The organism is Gulosibacter sp. GYB002, from assembly GCF_036577665.1.
Classification (GTDB): Bacteria; Actinomycetota; Actinomycetes; order Actinomycetales; family Microbacteriaceae; genus Gulosibacter; species Gulosibacter hominis.
On sequence record NZ_JARBDD010000013.1, the window covers coordinates 14,943 to 35,171 of the forward strand.

17 protein-coding genes and 1 pseudogene are annotated in these 20,229 nt (G+C 62.8%); 13 read left to right on the forward strand and 5 right to left on the reverse strand.

Annotated elements, in window-relative coordinates:
- Positions 1-5: 5 nt before the first annotated feature.
- Positions 6-2,351 carry a metallophosphoesterase gene (locus PV375_RS07175; protein WP_332106732.1) on the reverse strand — a complete coding sequence of 782 codons (2,346 nt, stop codon included), beginning with the start codon at positions 2,349-2,351 and terminating at the stop codon, positions 6-8.
- A 240-nt stretch (positions 2,352-2,591) separates the two neighbouring features.
- On the opposite strand from PV375_RS07175, the gene PV375_RS07180 reads away from it, so the two are divergent.
- Positions 2,592-2,999: a hypothetical protein gene (locus PV375_RS07180; protein ID WP_332106733.1), complete on the forward strand. Its 408-nt coding sequence runs from the start codon at positions 2,592-2,594 to the stop codon at positions 2,997-2,999.
- Here the strand turns inward: PV375_RS07180 and PV375_RS07185 are convergent.
- The gene (locus tag PV375_RS07185) at positions 2,996-3,142 is read right to left on the reverse strand and encodes a hypothetical protein (protein WP_332106734.1); all 147 of its coding nucleotides are present in this window, start codon (positions 3,140-3,142) and stop codon (positions 2,996-2,998) included. The genes PV375_RS07180 and PV375_RS07185 overlap by 4 nt on opposite strands.
- 141 nt (positions 3,143-3,283) lie before the next feature.
- Here PV375_RS07185 and PV375_RS07190 point away from each other — a divergent pair, with 141 nt between their 5' ends.
- Together PV375_RS07190 and PV375_RS10560 are read left to right on the forward strand one after the other, a co-directional pair.
- Positions 3,284-5,077 carry an alpha/beta-hydrolase family protein gene (locus tag PV375_RS07190; RefSeq protein WP_332106735.1) on the forward strand — a complete coding sequence of 598 codons (1,794 nt, stop codon included), beginning with the start codon at positions 3,284-3,286 and terminating at the stop codon, positions 5,075-5,077.
- A gap of 70 nt (positions 5,078-5,147) precedes the next feature.
- Positions 5,148-5,442, forward strand: a pseudogene (locus tag PV375_RS10560) (IS481 family transposase); the annotation flags it as partial.
- A 180-nt stretch (positions 5,443-5,622) separates the two neighbouring features.
- On the opposite strand, the gene PV375_RS07200 reads toward PV375_RS10560, so the two are convergent.
- Complete coding sequence (locus tag PV375_RS07200) at positions 5,623-6,630, reverse strand: LacI family DNA-binding transcriptional regulator (protein WP_332106736.1); 1,008 nt, start codon at positions 6,628-6,630, stop codon at positions 5,623-5,625.
- A gap of 179 nt (positions 6,631-6,809) precedes the next feature.
- On the opposite strand from PV375_RS07200, the gene PV375_RS07205 reads away from it, so the two are divergent.
- From PV375_RS07205 to PV375_RS07245, 9 genes are all read left to right on the forward strand, one after another.
- Positions 6,810-8,423, forward strand: coding sequence for an ABC transporter substrate-binding protein (locus PV375_RS07205; RefSeq protein ID WP_332106737.1), 1,614 nt, complete (start codon positions 6,810-6,812; stop codon positions 8,421-8,423).
- A gap of 4 nt (positions 8,424-8,427) precedes the next feature.
- Entirely contained in the window at positions 8,428-9,387 is a 960-nt protein-coding gene (locus PV375_RS07210; protein WP_332106738.1) for an ABC transporter permease, read from the forward strand.
- On the forward strand, positions 9,384-10,211 hold the full coding sequence (locus tag PV375_RS07215) for an ABC transporter permease (RefSeq protein ID WP_332106739.1): 828 nt from the start codon (positions 9,384-9,386) through the stop codon (positions 10,209-10,211). The genes PV375_RS07210 and PV375_RS07215 overlap by 4 nt, the downstream gene beginning before the upstream one ends.
- Positions 10,208-11,053 (forward strand): ABC transporter ATP-binding protein, encoded by an 846-nt coding sequence (locus PV375_RS07220; RefSeq protein ID WP_332106740.1) that lies wholly within the window; start codon positions 10,208-10,210, stop codon positions 11,051-11,053. The genes PV375_RS07215 and PV375_RS07220 overlap by 4 nt, the downstream gene beginning before the upstream one ends.
- Position 11,054: 1 nt before the next feature.
- Positions 11,055-11,783 carry an ABC transporter ATP-binding protein gene (locus tag PV375_RS07225; protein ID WP_332106741.1) on the forward strand — a complete coding sequence of 243 codons (729 nt, stop codon included), beginning with the start codon at positions 11,055-11,057 and terminating at the stop codon, positions 11,781-11,783.
- Positions 11,783-12,829, forward strand: coding sequence for a P1 family peptidase (locus PV375_RS07230; RefSeq protein ID WP_332106742.1), 1,047 nt, complete (start codon positions 11,783-11,785; stop codon positions 12,827-12,829). Before PV375_RS07225 ends, PV375_RS07230 begins: the two co-directional genes overlap by 1 nt.
- Positions 12,799-13,503, forward strand: a complete 705-nt coding sequence (locus PV375_RS07235) for an FMN-binding negative transcriptional regulator (RefSeq protein ID WP_332106743.1) — start codon at positions 12,799-12,801, stop codon at positions 13,501-13,503. Before PV375_RS07230 ends, PV375_RS07235 begins: the two co-directional genes overlap by 31 nt.
- Positions 13,504-13,514: 11 nt before the next feature.
- A complete protein-coding gene (locus PV375_RS07240; protein WP_332106744.1) occupies positions 13,515-14,588 on the forward strand; it encodes a C45 family peptidase in 1,074 nt (357 codons plus the stop codon).
- Between the two features lie 512 nt (positions 14,589-15,100).
- Positions 15,101-15,466: a hypothetical protein gene (locus tag PV375_RS07245; RefSeq protein ID WP_332106745.1), complete on the forward strand. Its 366-nt coding sequence runs from the start codon at positions 15,101-15,103 to the stop codon at positions 15,464-15,466.
- Positions 15,467-15,769: 303 nt separating this feature from the next.
- Here the strand turns inward: PV375_RS07245 and PV375_RS07250 are convergent, their stop codons facing one another.
- Both PV375_RS07250 and PV375_RS07255 read right to left on the reverse strand, forming a co-directional pair.
- Positions 15,770-17,092, reverse strand: a complete 1,323-nt coding sequence (locus tag PV375_RS07250) for an ATP-dependent DNA helicase (protein ID WP_332106746.1) — start codon at positions 17,090-17,092, stop codon at positions 15,770-15,772.
- A complete protein-coding gene (locus tag PV375_RS07255; protein WP_332106747.1) occupies positions 17,089-19,194 on the reverse strand; it encodes a cytochrome c oxidase assembly protein in 2,106 nt (701 codons plus the stop codon). Before PV375_RS07255 ends, PV375_RS07250 begins: the two co-directional genes overlap by 4 nt.
- Before the next feature lie 449 nt (positions 19,195-19,643).
- Between PV375_RS07255 and PV375_RS07260 the strand changes: the two genes are divergently transcribed.
- The gene (locus PV375_RS07260) at positions 19,644-19,937 is read left to right on the forward strand and encodes an HU family DNA-binding protein (protein WP_201518048.1); all 294 of its coding nucleotides are present in this window, start codon (positions 19,644-19,646) and stop codon (positions 19,935-19,937) included.
- Positions 19,938-20,229 lie beyond the last annotated feature (292 nt).

The window sequence follows — 20,229 nt, forward strand, 5'->3', positions numbered from 1 at the left end:
CCGCGTTATTTAGCTTGGCGGCGCCGGCCGCGCAGCAGCAGGCCACCGGCGAGCGTAGTGGCCGCCAACGTCAGCAGGCCAAGTGCGCCCTCGTTACCGGTGGTGGCGAGGCTATCGGCATCCTGCGTGGGAGCCTCACTGGCCGTCGGCTCGCCGGTGGGCTCGGCCGTCGGCTCGCCGGTCGGATCAGACGTGGGCTCAGCGGTCGGCTCGGCGGTGGGCTCAGACGTGGGGTCAGCGGTCGGCTCGGCGGTGGGCTCAGACGTGGGGTCAGCGGTCGGTTCACCGGTGGGCTCAGCCGTCGGCTCGACGGTCGGCTCAGGAGCCGTCGTGTCGCAATCGTTCTCGCTCACCGGCTGACCGGCCGCATTGAAGTAGACGTGCTGCACACCGCCGGTCAGTTCGCGCCGTTCAGTGCGAACCACGTTGTAGTCGTCATCAAGGATGGGGAACGAGGCGACCGGGGTCATGGTCAGCTGCGACGCGATGTCAGTGCAGCTGCCGGTGTACTTGTCGAACACCATGTCAAGGTGCCCATAGTGCTTACCACCCGAAACCAGGTGCTGCACACCATTCTCGTTGGTCTGCCACACCTCGGGTTCGTCTCGCTGAGCCGACCACACCTCGTGCGTGTTGAAGTTTTGTGGCTCGTAGCTGCCGTCTTCAAGTTTGATTTTTTTGTCAGCACGCAGGCCGTCTGAGGCGACCCCCACATCCCAGTGGTAAACACCAATACCGTCGTTGTTTTCGTCGACGTAGCTGGCTTGGAACATCTCGTCGTGGCCTGAAATCACCGCGGCCACGCCGTATTTCTCGATGAGCGGCTGGAGGTGACGGGTGGCAACACCCGGCTGGTCATCCGGGAACTCATTGCCCATCGGGGTGCCGTGCACACCGTTTGAGTAGGCAACGTGGTGCCACTGCACGACAATAATCTGACCCTTTTCGCGCGCATCCTGTAGCTGAGCTTCGAACCACTTGTACTGCTCAGAACCAGGCATGAAGCTCGGCTGGTCGGGCTGCTGGTTTTCAACCGGCTCATCGATCCAGTTGTTGTCCTGGGCCACGTGGAAGTCACGCTGGTATTCCTCTAGCGTGAACACACCCTGCGTGTCGGTACCGTACTGCTCGGGGGTGAGGTTTTCGTCGGTGTGGGCCGAGCGCTGCTGGGGGTCTTCCTGTGCCTCGTCTTTGGTCGAGTCGGGTTGACCGTTGGTGACGTCAAGCGAGATGAAGGTTACCTTGCCTTGGTCGATGCGGTGGTAGGCATCCATCGCGTTCGGGTTATCGGAACCGAAGGTGTCGAAGTAGTGGTTGTAATACATCCGCGAGCGCACAATCGAGCTGCGGTCTTCGGGCTTTCCGTAGCCGTACACTTCGTGGTTTCCGAGCGAGGTGAATACGGGGATGCTGTCGAGCAGGTGGCCGCGATCGCCAGCGAAATTACGGAAATAGTCATCCCAGTGGGTTTGGCTCGACCCCTGCTCAACGAGGTCACCGGGCATGAGCAGCAGATCGGGCTGACGTTCGGCGATGATCTGGTTGTTGTAGTACTGACCGTCGTCTTCGGTGAGCATATAGTTCACGGCATACTGACCGTTACGCTCGCTGCCACCGAAGCGGGTGTCATAGGCTGAGCCCTGGCCGGGTCGCGCCTCCGATTCGACACCCAGCTCGCGGGTCTGCTCCCACTCTCGGTAACGCACGCGACCGCGGGGCTCGGTCTCCGAGTCGCTCATGGCGACGACGTAGAGCCGCTCATCCAAATCACTTCCGGCGCTTGGCGCGGTTGAGAAAGTGGCGTCGTGGCGGTAGCCGTCGAGGATCACCGCGTAGCTGTAGTTGGCGTTCGGCTGCAACTCGGTGATCGTTTGGCTGTACTTGTACGAACCATTGGCACGAACCCAGCTGCCCTTCGGCACCGAGCGCACGATGCTGCCGTCGCCGCCCTTGTGGGTGTAATCGCCCTGGTTCAGCTCATAGTCCTGGTACTGGGTGACCGGGTTGTGCTTACCGCTGACGGTAAAGCTCTTACCGCCCTCGGGGAGTCCGGGGCCGGTGACAATGAGGGTTGCGTCATTGCCCTGTTCACTGAACCAGTTAATGGTCATCTGGTCAGCAGCTGGCTTCTGCAGATAGGGAAGCACACGGAAGCCGGGACGCGGGTCGACCGGGATGGTCTTCTCGTCAGCCACGTTCGGTAGCTCATTAACCGACGCCAGCGCGGGTGAGTCGAACGAGCTGCGCTCATCGGCTGCGAAGGCGGGCGTGGCTACGGTGACGCCAAATGCCATGCAGGTCGCGGCGATCAACGTCGTAGTTCGCTGAGTGACTTGGGGAAAACGTGGCACGGAGCGCTCCTCACTGTGTTGTGGTCAAGCTGTGTTGTGGCCAAAGTTGTAATCTGGCCAAAGTTGTGCCTATCGAGCGACACAATCGCAGCCAGACTAGGCAGCCGTATCGGCCCAACTGGCCGGGGAGCACGAGTTTTCGCCGAGCATTAGCGCTTTGGTCATCCGACGCTTACCAGGCGGACACTTGACAGCACGGTAAGTGCCTGCTGGCCGTAGATCGGTCGTATGGTTGAGGCCATGACCGATGATGACGATCTCACTCCGCTGCCGGATGATTTCGTCGTGCCCGACGACGCATCCGCACTCGCTCACGACCGCGCCGCGCACCGTATTTCGGGGCTGCCCGAGTTTGATCCGATCGTGGTGCGCTCAATTTTTGCGGCAATATCGAGCTTTGTCTGCACCTTTGCCATGTATGCGGGCATCATGTCGCTCAATGCCGGATGCGCCACCGAGGCCGAGTGCAATGAACGCACCATGTCGCTGACTTCGACACTGATCGTGATTTTTACTCCGGTGTTGGCGGCGGTGGTGATCATTTTGGCCACCCGGCCGCGGATTCCCCGTCGCGCCCGCATCACCATCGCGACCGTCGATATTGTGCTGCCGGTCATCTTGGCGGTGGTTTACTACCTGGCGCTCTAGCGGCTTGCCCGTGCGAAAAGCGCGGACAGTCGGGATGTGCCGACTGCCTTCGAGATGGCGAGGTGGCGCACCGAGAAGCTGATCTCGGTGTGGGTCGGGTCGATGGTGTACGTACCTACGGTGAGTCCTTCAAATGCGGTCATGCGTTACCCCATTACTAAATTGCTTGTAGGTGCAACTTATTTGTATGCGTGGGATTACGCAAGGGGTAATTCAGGATGCATTGCCGCAAGTTACGTAGAAGGTCTCGGCACCGTTCGCCCAGCTCGTGAATAATGGAGCGCATGTTTCGATTCGCGCGCCGCAACCGCCGCAGCGAGTCACATCGCACCAAAAAACGGCTGCGCAAAACCACCGCGCGAGCGCAATCAAATCCTGTAACAGCCAGCAGCGAACCCAGAGTTCGCCACCTCGCCCGCCGCTTATCACCCCTGCTCCCCAATTGGTGGGGACTCGTTGGCGGTCAAACTGCCTCGTGGATCGCGCTCGGCCCGAGCTTCCTGCCGCGGCGCTGGTGGACCACGGCCGGCAGCGTCAGCCTTTCACAAATGTACGGCTACGCCATCGGCTCGGGTGCCCGCGCAATACGCAACGCCCTGCGCCGCAACGGCCACAGCACCCCCAGCCTGCGAAGCGCCACCGCCGAACGCATCACCCAAACCGCCATACTCTCAGCCCTCGCCGCTGGTACCGGCGTGGCACTGGTCAACGCCAGCGAACGGCAGCGCGAAATTGCTCAGCTCGTGCAGCAAAAGCCGCAGAGCAACCTCGAACAGATCGCCGGCTTCGTGATCGGCACCACCAACACCGCATTGACGGTCGGTTTCGTGCGCTTCATGCAGGTGTCATCGGCACGCGCACACAACCTCATTCGCCGCATCGCACCAGCACTGGCGGCACCGCTATCGGGATTCCTCGTGGTGTCAACACTCGTCTATGGCATCAGCCGCTACCTGATCCGCTCGCAGGTGTTCAGCCGCGTGCAGGCAGCCGCCGAACTAAAAAACCTGCTCCCGCTCCCAGGACGGACACCCCCCACCGAACCCGAACGTTCCGGGTCGCGCGCATCCCTCGAAAGCTACGGCGGGCTGGGGCGGCACGGCCGCGCGATCGCCTCCGACGGCCCCCGCCGCGCCGACATTGCGGCATTCTGGAATGAGCCGGCGATGGAACCAGTGCGCGCCTACATCGGTCTCGCAGCCCGCCTGAGCATCCCCGCGGCCGCCAAGCGTGCCGTAAAAGAACTCGACCGGGCCGGCGGATTTGAACGCGACCATCTGGTAATTTTTGTCGGCACCGGAACCGGCTGGCTCAACGATTGGTCGATGGCGGCAATCGAATATCTCACCCGCGGCAATTGCGCGATGGTTTCGATGCAGTACACGGTGCTCACGAGCGCCCTGGCGCTGATTGCCGACCGGCGCTCACCGCAGCTGACCGCACAATCGCTCTATCGCGAAGTGCGCGCCCATCTCGACACGCTGCCACCCGAACGCCGGCCGAAACTCTATATGTCAGGCGAATCGCTCGGCGCGTTCGGCGGCCTCTCAACGTTCGAAAATGCCACCGATATGGTCAACTCACTCGCCGGCGCAGTGTGGGCGGGCACTCCCCAGTTCTCCCCCATCTGGCAGGAGCTCACCGAGGCACGCAACCCGGGTTCGCCCTATATCCGGCCCGATATCGGCAACGGTGCCCTCATTCGGTTTTCGAACCGCCCCGGTGACGTGACGCATAACGCATCCGGCGAACCCTATGCACCGTGGAGCAAGAGCCGAACCATTTTTTTGCAGCACCCGAGCGACCCGGTGGTGTGGTGGCATCCCTCGCTCATTTGGAAACAGCCGGTGTGGTTTGAAGAACCGCGCGGGCACGACGTCACCGACCGGATGCGCTGGTGGCCGTGGGTGTCGTTCTGGCAGATTTCGGCTGATATGCCACTTTCGCTCGCCACCCCCGGCGGGCACGCCCATCGCTATTTTGAAGAATATGTCACAGCCTGGTCGCAGGTGCTCGGCGTGGATGCACCCGTCGCACAGCTCGAACGAGCAATCCGGCCGTTCATCAAACCGCACTAGTACGCCGCTTTTTTGCCCGAGCGACAACGGCAGGTTGCACTGACCTGGGACGCTAGTTGAGGTTGTGTGAACCGGGGATACAGTCCGCCGCCACAAGCACACCAACCCCGGGGACTTGCTCCACACCGACGTAACCAAGTTCGGGTGCATCCCTGATGGTGGCGACTGGCGGTATGTCGGCGAACTGCAAAGTGTCCGAAACCGGGCAGCAACCAAAGACCCCCCGCAGCAGCCAGCACCGGCACCCACTGTTGGGGTATTGCTTTATCCACACCGTGGTTGATGATCATTCCCGAGTCACGTACGCGGAAATCCATGACGATGAAACCGCTGCCACGACTGCGGGAGTGTTACGCCGCGCGGTCCAATAGTTCGCGGCACTCAGCGTGCTCGCCAAACGTAATCATCACCGACCTCATACTGCATGCGCAGGCCACCGACCCATCACCCGGTTAACCACCCTTCCCGAAAGTGTATCTAGACGATCCGAGCAGTCGACACGGGTGCGTGAGATGCAACCTACGACACGACGACGGTGAGGTCGATTATCGATGACTCGTAGCGCGTCCCGCCGTCGAGGCGCGATATTCTACTCGGATGGGCAGGGGCACGTCGGCACCACCGCGCGGCCGGCGACCTCGCACCAGGTCGATCAGCACCTCGACGCAAGAGGCGCCCGCGGCGCGGGGGGCGAGATCGATCGCGGTGATAGGCGGGTCGGTGTAGACGAGCGACGTGTTGTCGACGAGGGCGGCCACGAGCACGTCCCGGCCGACCCGCTTGTGGAGATTCTCGAGCACATCTAGGGCGACGAGCGCCGACCCTTCGGGGCCGCAGACGACGGCGTCGATGTCGGGGCGCAGCGCGAATAGGTCGCGCAGCGCCTCCGCGTATGCCGCTGGCGATGACCCAAAGGGCCGCTCGGTGATAAGGGCCGAAAGGCCGCGCTCAGCGCACCATTCGCGGTAGCGCTGCTGGATGCGCCCACCCCAGTCGGTGACGGCCGGGGAGGCCAGGAGTGCGGGCGCCCGCACGTTGAGGTCGCCAAGGTGCTCGAGCAGTTCGGTGAGCGCGCCTTCGTGGTCCGCGGTGACCACACCGTCGGACCGCTGGCCTGGGGATTGCTCGAGCGTCACGATCGGCACGTCGAGATCGAGCAACTTTTGCGCGATCTCGTCGTCACTGAGCGGGTCTATAACGATCACACCGTCTACTCGGGGACGTGCGTTGCTGCCGAGCCGGCGCGACGTGATGAGCGTGACATCGACGTCGGCCGCAGCTGCGGCCTCGAGCGCCCCGAAAATGATCTGTAAGTAGTAGTCGATGCGGGTCATCGCCTCGGGCAGATGGATGCCGATTGTGCCGGTCGTAGACGTGCGCAGCGACTTCGCGGCAGTGTTCGGTCGGTATCTGAGCTCCTCGGCGGCGCGTGTGACGGCCTCACGAGTCGATTCGGAGACGCGGCCAGTTCCATTAAGGGCATCGGAAACTGTTGTGCGGGACACTCCCGCGTACCGCGCCACATCCTGGATCGTCACTGTTCTTTTGGCCATGCAAGGTTTTTAGCACACCGGGCGCGCCCGCTGCCGAATCGTTCCGCGGCGTTGAGTCGATTTGACCATCTGCGTCGAAGCGACGTATGCTCGGGCAATGCCGGAACGATCCGGCAACGGCTCAATCACTCAACGATGCGTTGGCTGAGCCGTGCCAAAGTGACACGAAGGGTCCCACCGTGCGAAACAAAACTCCCGCCATTGCGGTCGGCGGCTTCACTGCCGTCGCGCTCCTGCTCACCTCCTGTTCTGCCACATTCACGGGGGGCACCTCCAACGGCCCCGATACCGAAGGCTACGTCGCCCAGGTCGACGAGTCGGTCGAATCGACCGGCGGAATCCTGAAACTGCAGCTTGACTACGACACCGCCGAGGTAGGTGGACTCGACCCGGCAGTCGCTGAGATCGCCCGCTCGTGGAGCATCGAGGGGCTCGTGTACGAGTCACTCGTCACGATGGGTCCGAATTTCGAGATACAGCCCGAGCTCGCGGAGTCATGGGAGCAGGTCGACGACACGACCTACGTCTTCACGCTGCGCGACGGTGCGACCTTTTCGAACGGTCGCGAGGTGACGGCAGATGACGTCGTCGGTTCTCTTGAACGTCTACAGGAGCTTGGCACCGTTTGGTCGGCTCAGCTGGGACCGATCGAATCGATCGAAAACACATCCGAGGGAGACACCAACGAAGTGACGATCTCGCTCGCCGAACCGTACACCCCGTTGCTCGCCGCGCTGGCGAACACTCCGGCAGCTATCTTGCCGATGCAGGAGCTCGAGGCCGGCGACTTCGACCCCGCCATCGAGATGCTCGGCAGCGGACCCTTTACGATGGTCGAGCACCGACAGGACGAATCGTGGACGTTTGAGGCGAACTCTGAGTGGTGGAACGCCGAGTCGCTCGGTGTTGACGGCGTTGAGATTGAGATCGCCAGCGACGACCAGACCCGGCTCGCAGCTCTGCGTGATGGCTCAACCCACTTTGCTAATTTCGCGAACCCGGACGCGCTGAGCCTGCTTGCGTCGACGGGTGATGTCACCGCTGTGAGCCAGGAACAGAGCGACTACTTCTACGTCATCCTCAACACGGTGAACCCAGACTCCCCGTTCGTCGACGACGAGCTGCGCTCGAAAGTGAACGCCGCGCTCGACCGCGAGACGATCGTCGACATCGCGCTTGCGGGCGCCGGTTCACCGACCGCCGTTACACCCGCGAACCTCCCCGGCGCCTGTGCAGCCGACTCGCTGCCGTCGTACTCGGCCGAGATCGATACCACGGCGCTCGAGGGCCAGGAGTTCACGCTACTGATCTACAGTGGTGACCCTTCACTGTCGGCCGTCGGCCAGGTCGTGAAGCAGCAGCTCGAGCAGGCCGGCGCGACCGTCAACCTCGATACGCTCGACTATGGCACCTACTCGGAACGCGTCTACTCGACGCAGCCGGGCGATTTTGAGATGGCCCTTGGCTGGTTCGCCGGCTACGGCGACGCTGCCATGGTGACATCGTGGTGGAACCCAGACAAGGCGTTCTTCAACGCCGGCTTCACACAGTCGCACGAAGACCTCAACGTCGCGATCGCAGAGACGCAGCGCCTGCCCGTCGGTGAGGAGCGCGATGCCGCGTTCGCCGAGGTCTGCCGTCTCGTCGACACGTACGCCGAGATGATTCCGCTCGCCACCCGCCCCACCATCATCGGCTATCGCAGCGATCAGCTGCAGGCGAGTATCCTCGGCGGCGAAGGCTATGGCGACTTCCTCCGCGGCGTGCCCGAATACCGCCTGACTGAGGGATAGCGCCATGGCACGCTGGGTGCTTAGCAGAATCGCCACGGGACTCATCACGCTGCTCGGAATCGCGATCGTCGTGTTCCTCTCGGTGCGGCTCGTGCCAGGACAGGCGGAACGAGTGCTGCTCGGACCTCTTGCCTCGGAGGAGGATCGCGCAGCGCTTGTGAGCACACTCGGACTCGATCGAGACCTGTTCACGCAGTTCGGACTCTGGTTCACGAGAGTGCTGCAAGGCGACCTCGGCACGTCGATCATCTCGCGGCAGCCGGTTGTCGACGAACTCGCACTCCGTCTACCCGTGACAGCGTCCTTAGCGGTGCTCGCGCTCGTCATGGCGCTCGCTGTGGGGATCCCGCTCGGCATCTGGCAGGCGGTACGAGCACATCGCCGCGGCGGCGCGGTTGTATCGCGCGTTGTGAGCGGTCTAGCGATCAGCGTGCCCGAGTTCGTACTCGGTGCGCTCGTCGTGCTCGTGTTCTCGATGATCCCGGTCGGAATCACTATCGGGGCGGTGACCCCTGTCACTGAGAACTTTCTCGCGGGGATCGGTTCTCTGCTGCTACCCGCTCTTGTGCTCTCAGTATTCTGCGCCGCCGCGACTGCCCGTACGACCCGCGACGCTACGCTCGGGGTGCTCATCGAGCCGTACATCCAAGCGGCGAAGGCCCGAGGGGACAGCCCCGGCACGATCATCCGCCGTCACGTGCTGCGCAACGTGTCGATTCCGATACTCACGCTCGCGGCGACGTTGCTCGCCCAACTACTCGGTGGAGCGGTCATTGTCGAGGGCCTGTTCAACGTCCCCGGCGTCGGTTCGTACATGCTCCGCGCGATGGATCGGCGCGACTTCGCAGTCGTGCAAGCTGTCGTCATGTTCGCAGCTATCGTGTTTGTCGTCGCGAGCATGCTCGTCGAGCTCGCCTCGAGCCGTATCGACCCGCGGGTCGCTACGACGGGAGACCGCACATGACCGCCCGCCGACGCGACCCAATCTTCTGGTTCGCCGCGCTCGTGCTCGTCGCGCTCGTGGTCGCAAGCGTATTAGGGCAGCTCGTGCCCGGCCTCAGCGACGGCGAGTCGACCGTCGGTGGTCGCTTCGAGCCGCCCTCGCTCGTGCATCCGCTGGGCACCGACAGCCTTGGTCGCAGCCTGCTTGCTCGGCTGCTTGAGGGAATCGGCACGACGTTTCTCATGTCAGTGATCGCGGTGCTCGTCACCTCGGTGCTCGCGATCGCACTTGGCATCGTCGCGGCGTACCGAGGCCGCTGGGTACGCGAGATCGTGCTGCGGCTCGGTGACGTGCTTTATGCGTTCCCCGCGATTCTGCTCGCACTGCTCATCGCCGCCGCCTACGGCCCCGGCTGGCCGGCCGCGATCGCGAGTATCGTGCTCGTCACCCTGCCACTCATGACGCGGATGGTCACGGCCGCCGCCGCGCAGGTAATGCGTCGAGACTATGTGACGAGCGCCCGAATATCTGGCGTGCGCGCGCCCGCGATCATGGTGCGGCACCTGCTTACGAACGTGTCGGGCACCGTCATCGTGCAGGCGACCTACGCGTTCAGCGTTGCGATCCTCGTCGAGGGCGGGCTATCGTTCCTCGGCTATGGCGTGCAGCTGCCTGCATCGTCGCTTGGTCTGCTTGTGAGCGAAGGAAACGTGTACCTTCTCACGGCGCCGTGGATCCTGATCGCGTCGGGCGGCACGATGGTGCTCGCGATTCTTTCGGTGAACCTTCTCGGCGACGCCTTGCGCGACCGCCTCGAACCCCGAACCGCGGTGGATATCTCATGAAACTCATCACCATTGACAACCTCACGGTAGATTTTGCGACCGCGGGCAGCTCCGTGCGTGCGCTCGACGGCGTCAACTTCGATGCTAGCGCGGGCGAACGCATCGCGATTGTCGGCGAATCGGGCAGCGGGAAGTCGACGATTGGCTCCGCGATCGGCGCCCTATTGCCTGCCACGGCGCGCTACGTCTCCGGGCACATCGAGGTCGACGGCTGCTCGGTGCTTGGGTTACCAAGGCGTGAGCTGCGACAGCTGCGCCGCGACGTGCTTGGCTACATTCCGCAAGACCCAATTGCGACCCTCGATCCGACGAAGCGCATCGGTAAGCAGCTCAAGTTCATCGTCGGCGACCTTGGCGGCGACAGGTCGGCCGCTTCGCTCGGGGAGCTGCTCGAGCGGGTACACATCCGCGAACCGGAACGAGTGCTGCGACGATTCCCGCATGAGCTCTCGGGCGGTATGGCGCAGCGTGTCGCCGTCGCCCTCGCAATCGCCCGCCGACCCCGCGTGCTCATCGCTGACGAGCCCACCGCATCCCTTGATGCGAACGTGCGCCGTGAGGTCCTGCAGCTCATCTTCGACTTCGCCGACGAGGCTGGCACGACCGTGATCTGGCTCAGTCACGACCTTGAGGCCGTCGCAAAATGGTGCGACCGCGTTGTCGTCATGTACCGGGGCCGGGTCGTCGAAGACGGGCTCGCTGCGACGGTACTCACGACGCCAAAGCATCCCTACACGCAGTCGCTGCTCGACGCGCTGCCCTCGCGCCTCGACCGCAACGTTGAAGTGCGCACGTACACGCAGCTTATTCGGATCGGCGAGATCACTGAGCAGGAGATGTGAGATGACTCTGTTGGAGTTCGATAAGGTGTCGGTGGTTTTCGGCCGCGGGGCGACCCGCAATGTCGCCCTCGACGCTGTGTCGCTCAGCGTTGCTCCGGGCGAAACGCTCGGGCTCGTCGGAGAATCAGGCTCGGGCAAGTCGACCCTCGCGTCGGTCGCGCTCGGCCTGCGCGACCCGACGAGCGGCACTGTGCGCTTTGACGGCGGTCAGCTCACGCGACGGAGGCTCGCTGGGCGCATGCAGGCGGTGCTGCAGCAGCCTGTGTGGGCGCTGAACCCGCGCATGTCGATTGGCGCGTCGGTCGCCGAGCCACTGCGTGTGCGCACACGCGACCGCGCAGTGGTGGAGCGCTGCGTCGACGAGATGCTCGAGGCCGTCGCGCTCGAACCCGAGCTGCGAGATCGCCGCCCGCACGAGCTTTCGGGCGGGCAGCGGCAACGCGTCGCGATTGCCCGCGCGCTCGTCACGCATCCTGAATTCATTGTCTTCGACGAAGCGGTGAGCGCACTCGATGTGTCCGTACAGGCGCAGATCCTGCAACTCATACGACGGCTGCAGGCCGAGCACGGGTTCGCCGCACTGTTCATCACCCACGACATGGCCGTCGTTCAGTACATCGCCGACTCGATCTGCGTGCTGCGCAGCGGCGAAGTCGTCGAACATTCGTCAGCCGCCGACTTCGCGGCCGGCCCCGAGCATCCCTACTCACGATCACTTTTGGAGGACTAATGACGAACCTCAATCTGCTCCCGCAAACCGACTGGGATGCGGGGCCACGCACCACCGAACGGTCGACTTTCGCCGGGCTCGAGATCAACGACGACGCGGTACGTACGCCGGTGCCGGGTACGCCGCGAGAGCTCGTCGAATTCGATTTCCCGGGCGTTCGCGTCGGCGTCGCCGAGTACGCGGATGGGCCGACCGGGGTGACCGTTATTGAGTTCGAGGGCGGCGCCCGCACCGCGATCGACGACCGAGGCGGGGCGGTCGGTATCACAGGGCGCTATAGCTACAACTCTGCGATCGTGCTCACAGGCGGCTCGGTGCAGGGTCTCGCCGCGGCGAGCGGCGTCACCGATGCGATCATGGCCGAGCGTGGCCGCAAGACGGGCTTCGCCGACCTAGTGCCGGTTTCGGGCGCCTGCATCTACGACTTCGCGGTGCGCGACAACGCGATCACCCCCGACAATGCTCTTGGCCGTGCTGCGCACGCGAACGCGGTGCCGGGGCACGTGGCGATCGGTCGCGTCGGCGCAGGCGTCGCGGCCAGCTGTGGCAAGATGAGCCCGACCTCGACCGAGTGGGCTGGTCAGGGTGCCGCTTTCGTGCAGGTCGGCGAGCTCAAGGTGCTTGCGATCGTCGTAGTCAACGCGGTCGGAGTTGTCATGGATCGTGACGGCCGAGTGCTGCGCGGCAACCTGCAGCCCGACGGCAGCCGTCGCCATCCGATCGTTGACGGGATGCTCGCCTTTGACCCGACCAGCGCTGCCACGCCCTACCAGCCCGGCAACACTACTATCTCGACCGTCGTGACGAACGCGAAAGTCAACGATGTCGACCTCGCGCAACTTGCGACGCAGGTGCACTCGTCAATGCACCGCGCGATTCAACCCTTCCATACCGCCCTCGACGGCGACACCCTGTTCCTCGTGACCACCGACGAGGTTGAGCTACCGAGCTTCGACGCACGCAAGACCCTGAGCCCAAGCGTTGCCTCGGTCGGCGCCATCGCTTCGGAAGCCATGTGGAACGCCATTATCGAAAGCGTGCGATAACCGTGTACACCTACCCTGCATACCACGCGCCCGACGGCAAGGCACTAGTCAACTTCGTTGCGGCAACGCCGTTCGCAGTCGCCGTCACCTCGCAGACCGGAGCCCCGATCGCGACGCACGTGCCTGTCGTATTTCCGCCCGATCTCAATCCCACCGATCACGAATCGCTCATCGGCCAGATGCTCTGGTCACACATCGGCCGCGCTAACCCACACTGGGAACGGATGCTTGAAAACCCCGAGGTGCTGCTCATCCACACTTCATCGCATGGATACGTATCGCCGACCCTCTACGAACGTCCGAAATCGGTTCCGACGGTCGACTACACGGCAGTGCATCTCACAGGCCGAGTGACGATGTTCGATGACGAGGGGGCGCTCCGAGTCGTTGAGCAGACCGTTCGCCAGCTCGAGGCCACGCGAAAACACGAGTGGGACATGTCTGATTCGCGCGACGTGTTTCGCACCATCATCGGCGGCGTTGTCGCGTTTGGCATCGAGATCACAGGAGAGCAAGCGGTGTTCAAACTAAGCCAGGACATACCCAGCGAGATTCGCAGGCGGGTACGCGACGAGTTTGCAGGGGAGGGCGGCGAACCCTTGCCCGGCTGTCCGCACGCCGACCTTGCGAAACTCATGGATTCCCTGCCTCTGTCCGAACAGCCGAACAATTAGGGAGAGAACTGATGCGCGTACACGAACTACGGCTCGTCGAGACCGATCCGTACCACCGCGGCCAGGAATACGGGCGCGCCCTGGCCGAGCAGGTGCGGGACTCCGTCGAACGCTATACCTGGGCGTTCGGGGAGCTCGGCGTTGACACCGATACGGTGGCACGCGTCGCCCGCGAGTCATTCGCGCAGCTCGAGGAGTGGGCCCAGACACAGGCCGATGAGCTTCGGGGGCTTGCCGCGGGCTCGGGCGTGAGCCTCCTTGACCTCGCGGCACTCATCGCCCGCACCGAGGTGCTCGCGCACGCCCCACAGGAGGCGATCGAGTGCTCCACTGTCGTGCGTCTCGCCGCTGAGGGACCGATGGGGATCCAAACCTGGGACTGGCACGCCGAGCTCGTGCCCGACGCCGTGTTGCTCGAAGCCAACGTCGGAGGCCGATGCGTGCGCACCTTCGCCGAGGTCGGCATGCTCGCGAAGATCGGCATGGGCGGTAACCTCGCGCTGTTCTTCAATATCCTGAGTCACGAGCGGGATGCGCAGGGCGCGGGCGTGCCCGTGCACGCGGTCGCGCGGCGCATACTCGAGCAGGCCGACACCGTTGAGGAAGCCCTCGCGATTGCCGAAGGCGCGCCGCTCGGCGCCTCGACTGTGCTGACGGTGCTCGAGGCGCCAAGCGTGGCGAAACCGGCGGGGGATGCGGCGAGCATCGAACTCTCGCCCGCGGGGGTCGCGCTTGTGCGCGGCTCGGGCGGCCAACTTGCACACACGAACCACTTCCTCGACCCTGTGCTCGCGACAGGCGACACAGCCTCAACCCAGTCGACTACAGACGTGCGGCTCGCGCACCTCAAGTCGGTGGCCGCGCCGGTGGCCGCCGCTGCCGAAGTAGCTGAACTTGCGCACGCGATGTGCGGCGACGCCAGCGCGGCGGCGCCTGTATGCATGCGTCCCGCCGACTCGCCGAATCTCGCCGACCGGTGGCAGACGCTCATCACGATCGCGATGACGCCCGGTACCGGGGAGCTGCACTGGCACGAGGGAATCCCAGCCGACGTTGCAGAATCGGGGTTCCAAGTGTTCGGCTAGTTGTACTGATCGGAGAAGTTGGTTGAGATTGTGTGAACCGGGGGATTTGAGAAAGACCTCTGGTGTGGAATGGAAATGTAATCAAGATTCAACCAACCCACACAAGCAGTCCTCTCAATGGTTCACTCGAACTCAGCACTGACCCTACGTCACCGCCTGAAAGTCACGGAACTGGTCGCTAACCACGACCTGCCCATCGCTGAAGTCGCCGCACGGATCCGGTATGCCTAGCCAAACGCCGGGCCGATCGCTACCGGCACGGTGAACCCATGCACGACCCCTCATCCCGACCACGCACCAGCCCGAACGCAGCCGAGCCCGAAGTGATCAAACGCCTCCTGTCGCTGCGCCTGCGCAAGCGTCTGGGCTCGGGAGTCCCGTCCGGGTTCCGCCAGCAACAGCCCGTTCGCAGTGACCGCGCGCCGCGCCTCGGCGACCTCTCAGACTCGATCCATATGCTACGACGAGTGACACCATCGCTATGTTGACTACATTGACGTAGGAGACTTCATATGCAGCGCAGAAAGAGAATACGACTAGCGGTAATGCTCACCTCTGCGATACTCGGAGCAATCAGCCTTGCACTGTACTTGATTAATTCGATAGGAATCGAGATACACAGATGTCCAAATTATGCACCCGAAGGCATCCACGAGAACCTAGACATCAAAAGCGAGCTTTCATTATTTCCGCTCGGCGCAAACTGTAAATATTTTCAAATCACACCAAATGGTGACACGGTTCTATTGAACGAGCGACTCAGCGACTTCAACCTAACTTTCCAGATCCTTCCGATGGCACTTGGCGTGCTGTCCTTCTTCTTTCTTGCACTGAATACAAACGCAAACGCGAATCAGGTTCATCATCGCAATATTTAGCACAAGCCTATCCGCCCTCCTAGCCATTGGAGCACTAATCACGGGTTCGATTGTCGCAACCGAACCTGATATGGCCAATTAGTAACCCTACCGGAATCCAGATATTTCTGAATGTTTCTCGCAACTGGGTCGCAAATCCAAATTTATGCTGGGTCTCAAAGTCATACGGCATAACTCCTCCAACCAGGCTGACTTGCTAAATCTATAACCTGGAGGTCTCACGCGCATGAACCCTCATAGAATATATATCCAATGAATACCATTTAGACCCTCGCGCTACTTCCGATTCAAGGCACTCGGCTTTTAGCGAGCATTGCTATTCAATAAATTATCAAGTCCCGGTACAGCCGCGCGCCGCGCCTCGGCGACCTCGTGCATGAACCGCAGCACGTTTTCATCCGCAAAAATATCGTTAGGCTGCAGCGGGCGCGTCAGATACAGCCCGTCAAGCGATCGGATGCGAGAAAGCGCCACATAGGTTTGCCCCGGCGAAAACGCGCGGGCACCCAAATCAACCACAGCCCGGTCATAGGTCTTCCCCTGCGACTTGTGAATCGTCACCGCCCACGCCAACCGCAGCGGGAACTGGTGAAACTCGCCAATCACATCCCGTGACAGCTCATTCGTGCCCGGATCGTAGCTGTACTTCAGCTTCTCCCACACAATCGGCTCGACCTCGTGCTCCTCACCGTCAACCTCAACATAAACGGTGCGCTTAATACGCGAAACCGTGCCCACCGAACCATTCACCCAGCGCTGATCCGGATCGTTACGCAGGAACATCACCTGCGCGCCCTCTTTGATTTCAAGCCGCTCATCGGCAGGAAACGCGCGCCCGGTGAACTCACCCACAATCTCGGCCTCGGCGGTCATCGACTGGCCCGGCAGCCGCGCCAGCTCGCGCGCATTAATACGGCTCACCGTCGCATTGCGCGAGGCAAGCGTGATGATGCCGTCCTGCGGAGCCTGCCGCGCACCCACCTCGTTGAGCCGCTGCGCCATCGGCGCCGTCACCCGCGCATACCGCACCGCCGTCAAAAGCTGGCGAAACTCCTCGTCATGCTGCCGGTGAATTTCTCGCAGGGTGTGGATGCGCATCTCGGCTTCCCGCCACACATGCGCATCAAAAAACCACATCGAGCGATAGTTTTTTTCGACCCAGGCACGCTCCTGCGGATCCGACGGCGGCACCGGTGCCAGCTGGAACGGATCACCAAACATCACCACCTGCACCCCGCCAAAGGGCTCGGCGCGACGCTGACGCGCCTGCCGCAGCGACCGATCGATTGCATCCAGCAGGTCGGCCGACACCATCGAAATTTCATCAATGACGAGCGTGTCAATTTTTTGCAGCAGCTTACGCACCTCACGCGGCTGCTCAATCGGTTGGTTACCAATCACCCCAATCGGCAACTTAAACAGCGAGTGGATCGTCTGCCCGCCAACATTCAACGCCGCAACCCCGGTGGGCGCACAAATAACCAGCTGCTTCTGCGTGTGCCACGAAAGATGATTGAGCAGCGTCGACTTGCCCGTGCCGGCCCGGCCGGTCACAAACAGATGCTCGGTGGTGTTCTCAATCGCATCGAACACGCCCTGCTGTTCAGGGGTGAGCTGAACCGTCATTCCGACTTTGCCTCACGGTCAGCAAGCGCCTGCAACTGGGCGTTATAGGCAGCCAGCTCGGCATCCTCATCGCGCGCGGCACGACGGTCGTAGGTGCGGGCCCGCTTGGTGTCGACACGCGCCCACTGCACCCCAACAAGCACCGCAAGCATCACCGTCGGGAATTCACCAAGGCCCCAGGCGATAGCGCCACCGATTTGCTGATCCTCAAGCGCCGTCGCCGGGCCCCAAGTGCGGCCGGTCACACCAAACCAGTCAGCAACCAGCAGGTTCGTGTCGACCATCACCGCAAGACCAAAGAACGCGTGGAAGGTCATCACCAGCACCAGCGAAATCAGCCGCATCGCGTGCGGAGCGCGGGTGCGGCTCGGGTCGTCACCGATGAGCGACTCAACAAACAGGTAACCGACGATGAGGAAGTGTGCAACCATCCACATGTGGCCGACGTGGTCGGTGACCGCCCAACGGAAAAGCGGCGTGTAATAAAACGTGAGCAGCGCTACCGCAAAGTTCACGCCCGCCACAATCGGATGCGAAAAGAAGGCCGCGTATTTCGAGTGCACGAGCAGCAGCATCCACTCGCGTATCCCCATCGAGCCATCCGAACGCGGCTTTACGGCACGCAACAGCAGCGTCATCGGGGCGCCAAGCACGAGGAAGATCGGGATGATCATCGACAGGATCATGTGCTCGGTCATGTGGAACGAAAACTGGAAGCGGCCGTAAACAAACAGCGCACCGTTCACGTTATAAAGCAGGATGAGACCGCCAATAAACACTGAAACCGTGCGCCACAGCGGCCAATCATCGCCGCGCTTGCGCAGCCGGCGCACGCCCAGCACATAGTAGATGAGCCCCATCACCACGAGCGTCGTCCACACCGGCTCGAGATTCCACACGGTGAACAGCTTCGAAAACTCAAACTCGGGCGGCATCCGGTCGCCACTGAGCAGCTGAGCGGGCGTGGGTGCATCCAGTTGGTCAGCGGTCAGCTGCGGCTGCGGGGATGCGGTGCGTCCCAGTGCCGCGGCAATACCGGCCACCGCACCCATCACGAGCATCTCGGCCGCGATCAGCCAGGCGAGCGGGCGCCTGCTGGTGTTGCCCTCGACAAGATTCGCGCGCATCCGGTCAATGAATCGCCGCCGCTGAGCGGCACCAAAAATCCCCAGGATGACCAGCAGCACGGTCTTGATCAAAATGAGCGTGCCGTATCCCGTGGTGAACAGGCGCGAAAGATCACCGACGTTGATGAACGTGGCGACCACACCGCTTGTGGCAGTCACAAAAAACGCCACCAGCGCCAGCGATGAATAACGTTCGAGCAGCGGCAGGCGACGCGGCGCGGGCGCGAGTGCCGCCACGACACCCACCGCCACAAGCCCGCCCAGCCACACGGCCGCACCGGTGTAGTGCAGCGTGATGCCGCCCACCGCGGTGATGTGATTCGAGGCACCGGCAGCGTGGCCCTGCGCCGCCAACGGCCACAGACAAAGCAGCGCGTAGAGCGTACTCAGGCAGGTGCCCCAGCGGCTGCGGGTGGCGAACACCGCGACGCTCAAAATCAGCACCATGATGGTGTTGAGCAGCCACTGCTGGCCCGCTTCAAGCCCGCGCATGAAATACCACAGGCCCGCACCGAAGTCGGACGAAGTCGAGAAGGGCACGCCCGAAATCGACAGGTACGACATCACCGCCGCAAACATCGTCGCGAGTGTCCAGCCAGCTGCACCGCCCTGGGCGAGCTGCATCGCCCGCTCATGCTCAGGTTCGGATCGGCTGGCACAGTACATCGCCACCACCAAACCGCCGATGGTGAGCGAGGCGGTGAGGTTATAAAGCAGCCGTGCAAACGGCAGGCCCCAGCGAACCACCGGGCCTGGATCGCCAACCTGAAGTGGGTCTGCAGCGCCGCCGATGAGCAGACCGATGACGGTGGCAAAAGCAGCCACCGCGACCAGCGCCGCCGGGCCCCACACGATGAGATCCCGGGTGAGCGGCGACCACCCTGCCTGGCTGACGCGATTCAGCGTCGCCTCATCGAGGCCCGATCCTTTGCGCTGAACGCGCGTGCGCCCCAGGCGCTCATCCGCTACTGACATGGTGCCTACCAGCCTAGTCGGCCCGCGCATTCCCGGCAGTCGACCGTCCACATGCGCTCATCGAGAGGTTGGTGCGCATCCCTGACACCAGGTGGGCACACCTGATCTGGTAGGGGAATCAGAAGGGTCGGCCCTGCGTCTCTGACGCCAGCCCATTCACATTCGTAACCGTGCCCCTCAGCAACCGAAAGACCCACGCATCCCTGGCACCCGATTTCGATGCCGGAAGTGCCGCTGTTTATGGCCGATTTCGACTGTTTTCGGGCGATTTACCCGGGAGATTGCCGAAAATCGTGACGAAATTCATCCAAAACCCGCTAAAACACAGGCAACTCACCTGAACGGTGCTAGTTTGGCGACGTTGCGCTGCACAGATGAAGTGCCGGGCACGACCTAACCTAACCCGGATTGCGACCGCATCCGTGGACGCAGAATTCCCAGGAGGACCCATGGCAGAGAAGAAGCCAACCGTTAACAAGACCGACCTCGTCGCAGCGATCGCCGCTGAGACCGGCCAGAGCCAGGCCACCGTGAACGGTGTGCTCGACGCACTGTTCCAGCAGTTCGCCAAGCACGCTGCTGAGGGCACCAAGGTCACCATCCCCGGCTGGCTTTCGGTTGAGCAGACCCAGCGCGCCGCTCGCGTGGGCCGCAACCCCCGCACCAAGGAAGAGATCCAGATCCCCGCTTCGAAGGGCGTCAAGATCTCGGCTGGTTCGAAGCTCAAGAACGCTGTGAAGTAGTTTTTGCTGCTAACCGCGTGGGCCGCTCCGTTTGGGGCGGCCTTCGCCGTTTCCAGGGCGCGCGTGCGCTTGAGCTTGGAGCGCGCGACTCGCCGCCGCTGTGGTGCAACTCTGTAGGCACCAGCGCGGCCACTCGGGTACACCGCAAACACCGGAAGCCACCGCTATAGCGGTGTACCCCAGCGTTTTCGGTGGCTTTCACGGCGCACCACGGGTGCGTAGACGCGGGCGGGACGCGACGCGGCGGCCGAAGCCCGGCGTGGCGCGGCAGTGAGCACAGCGCGATGCCGCA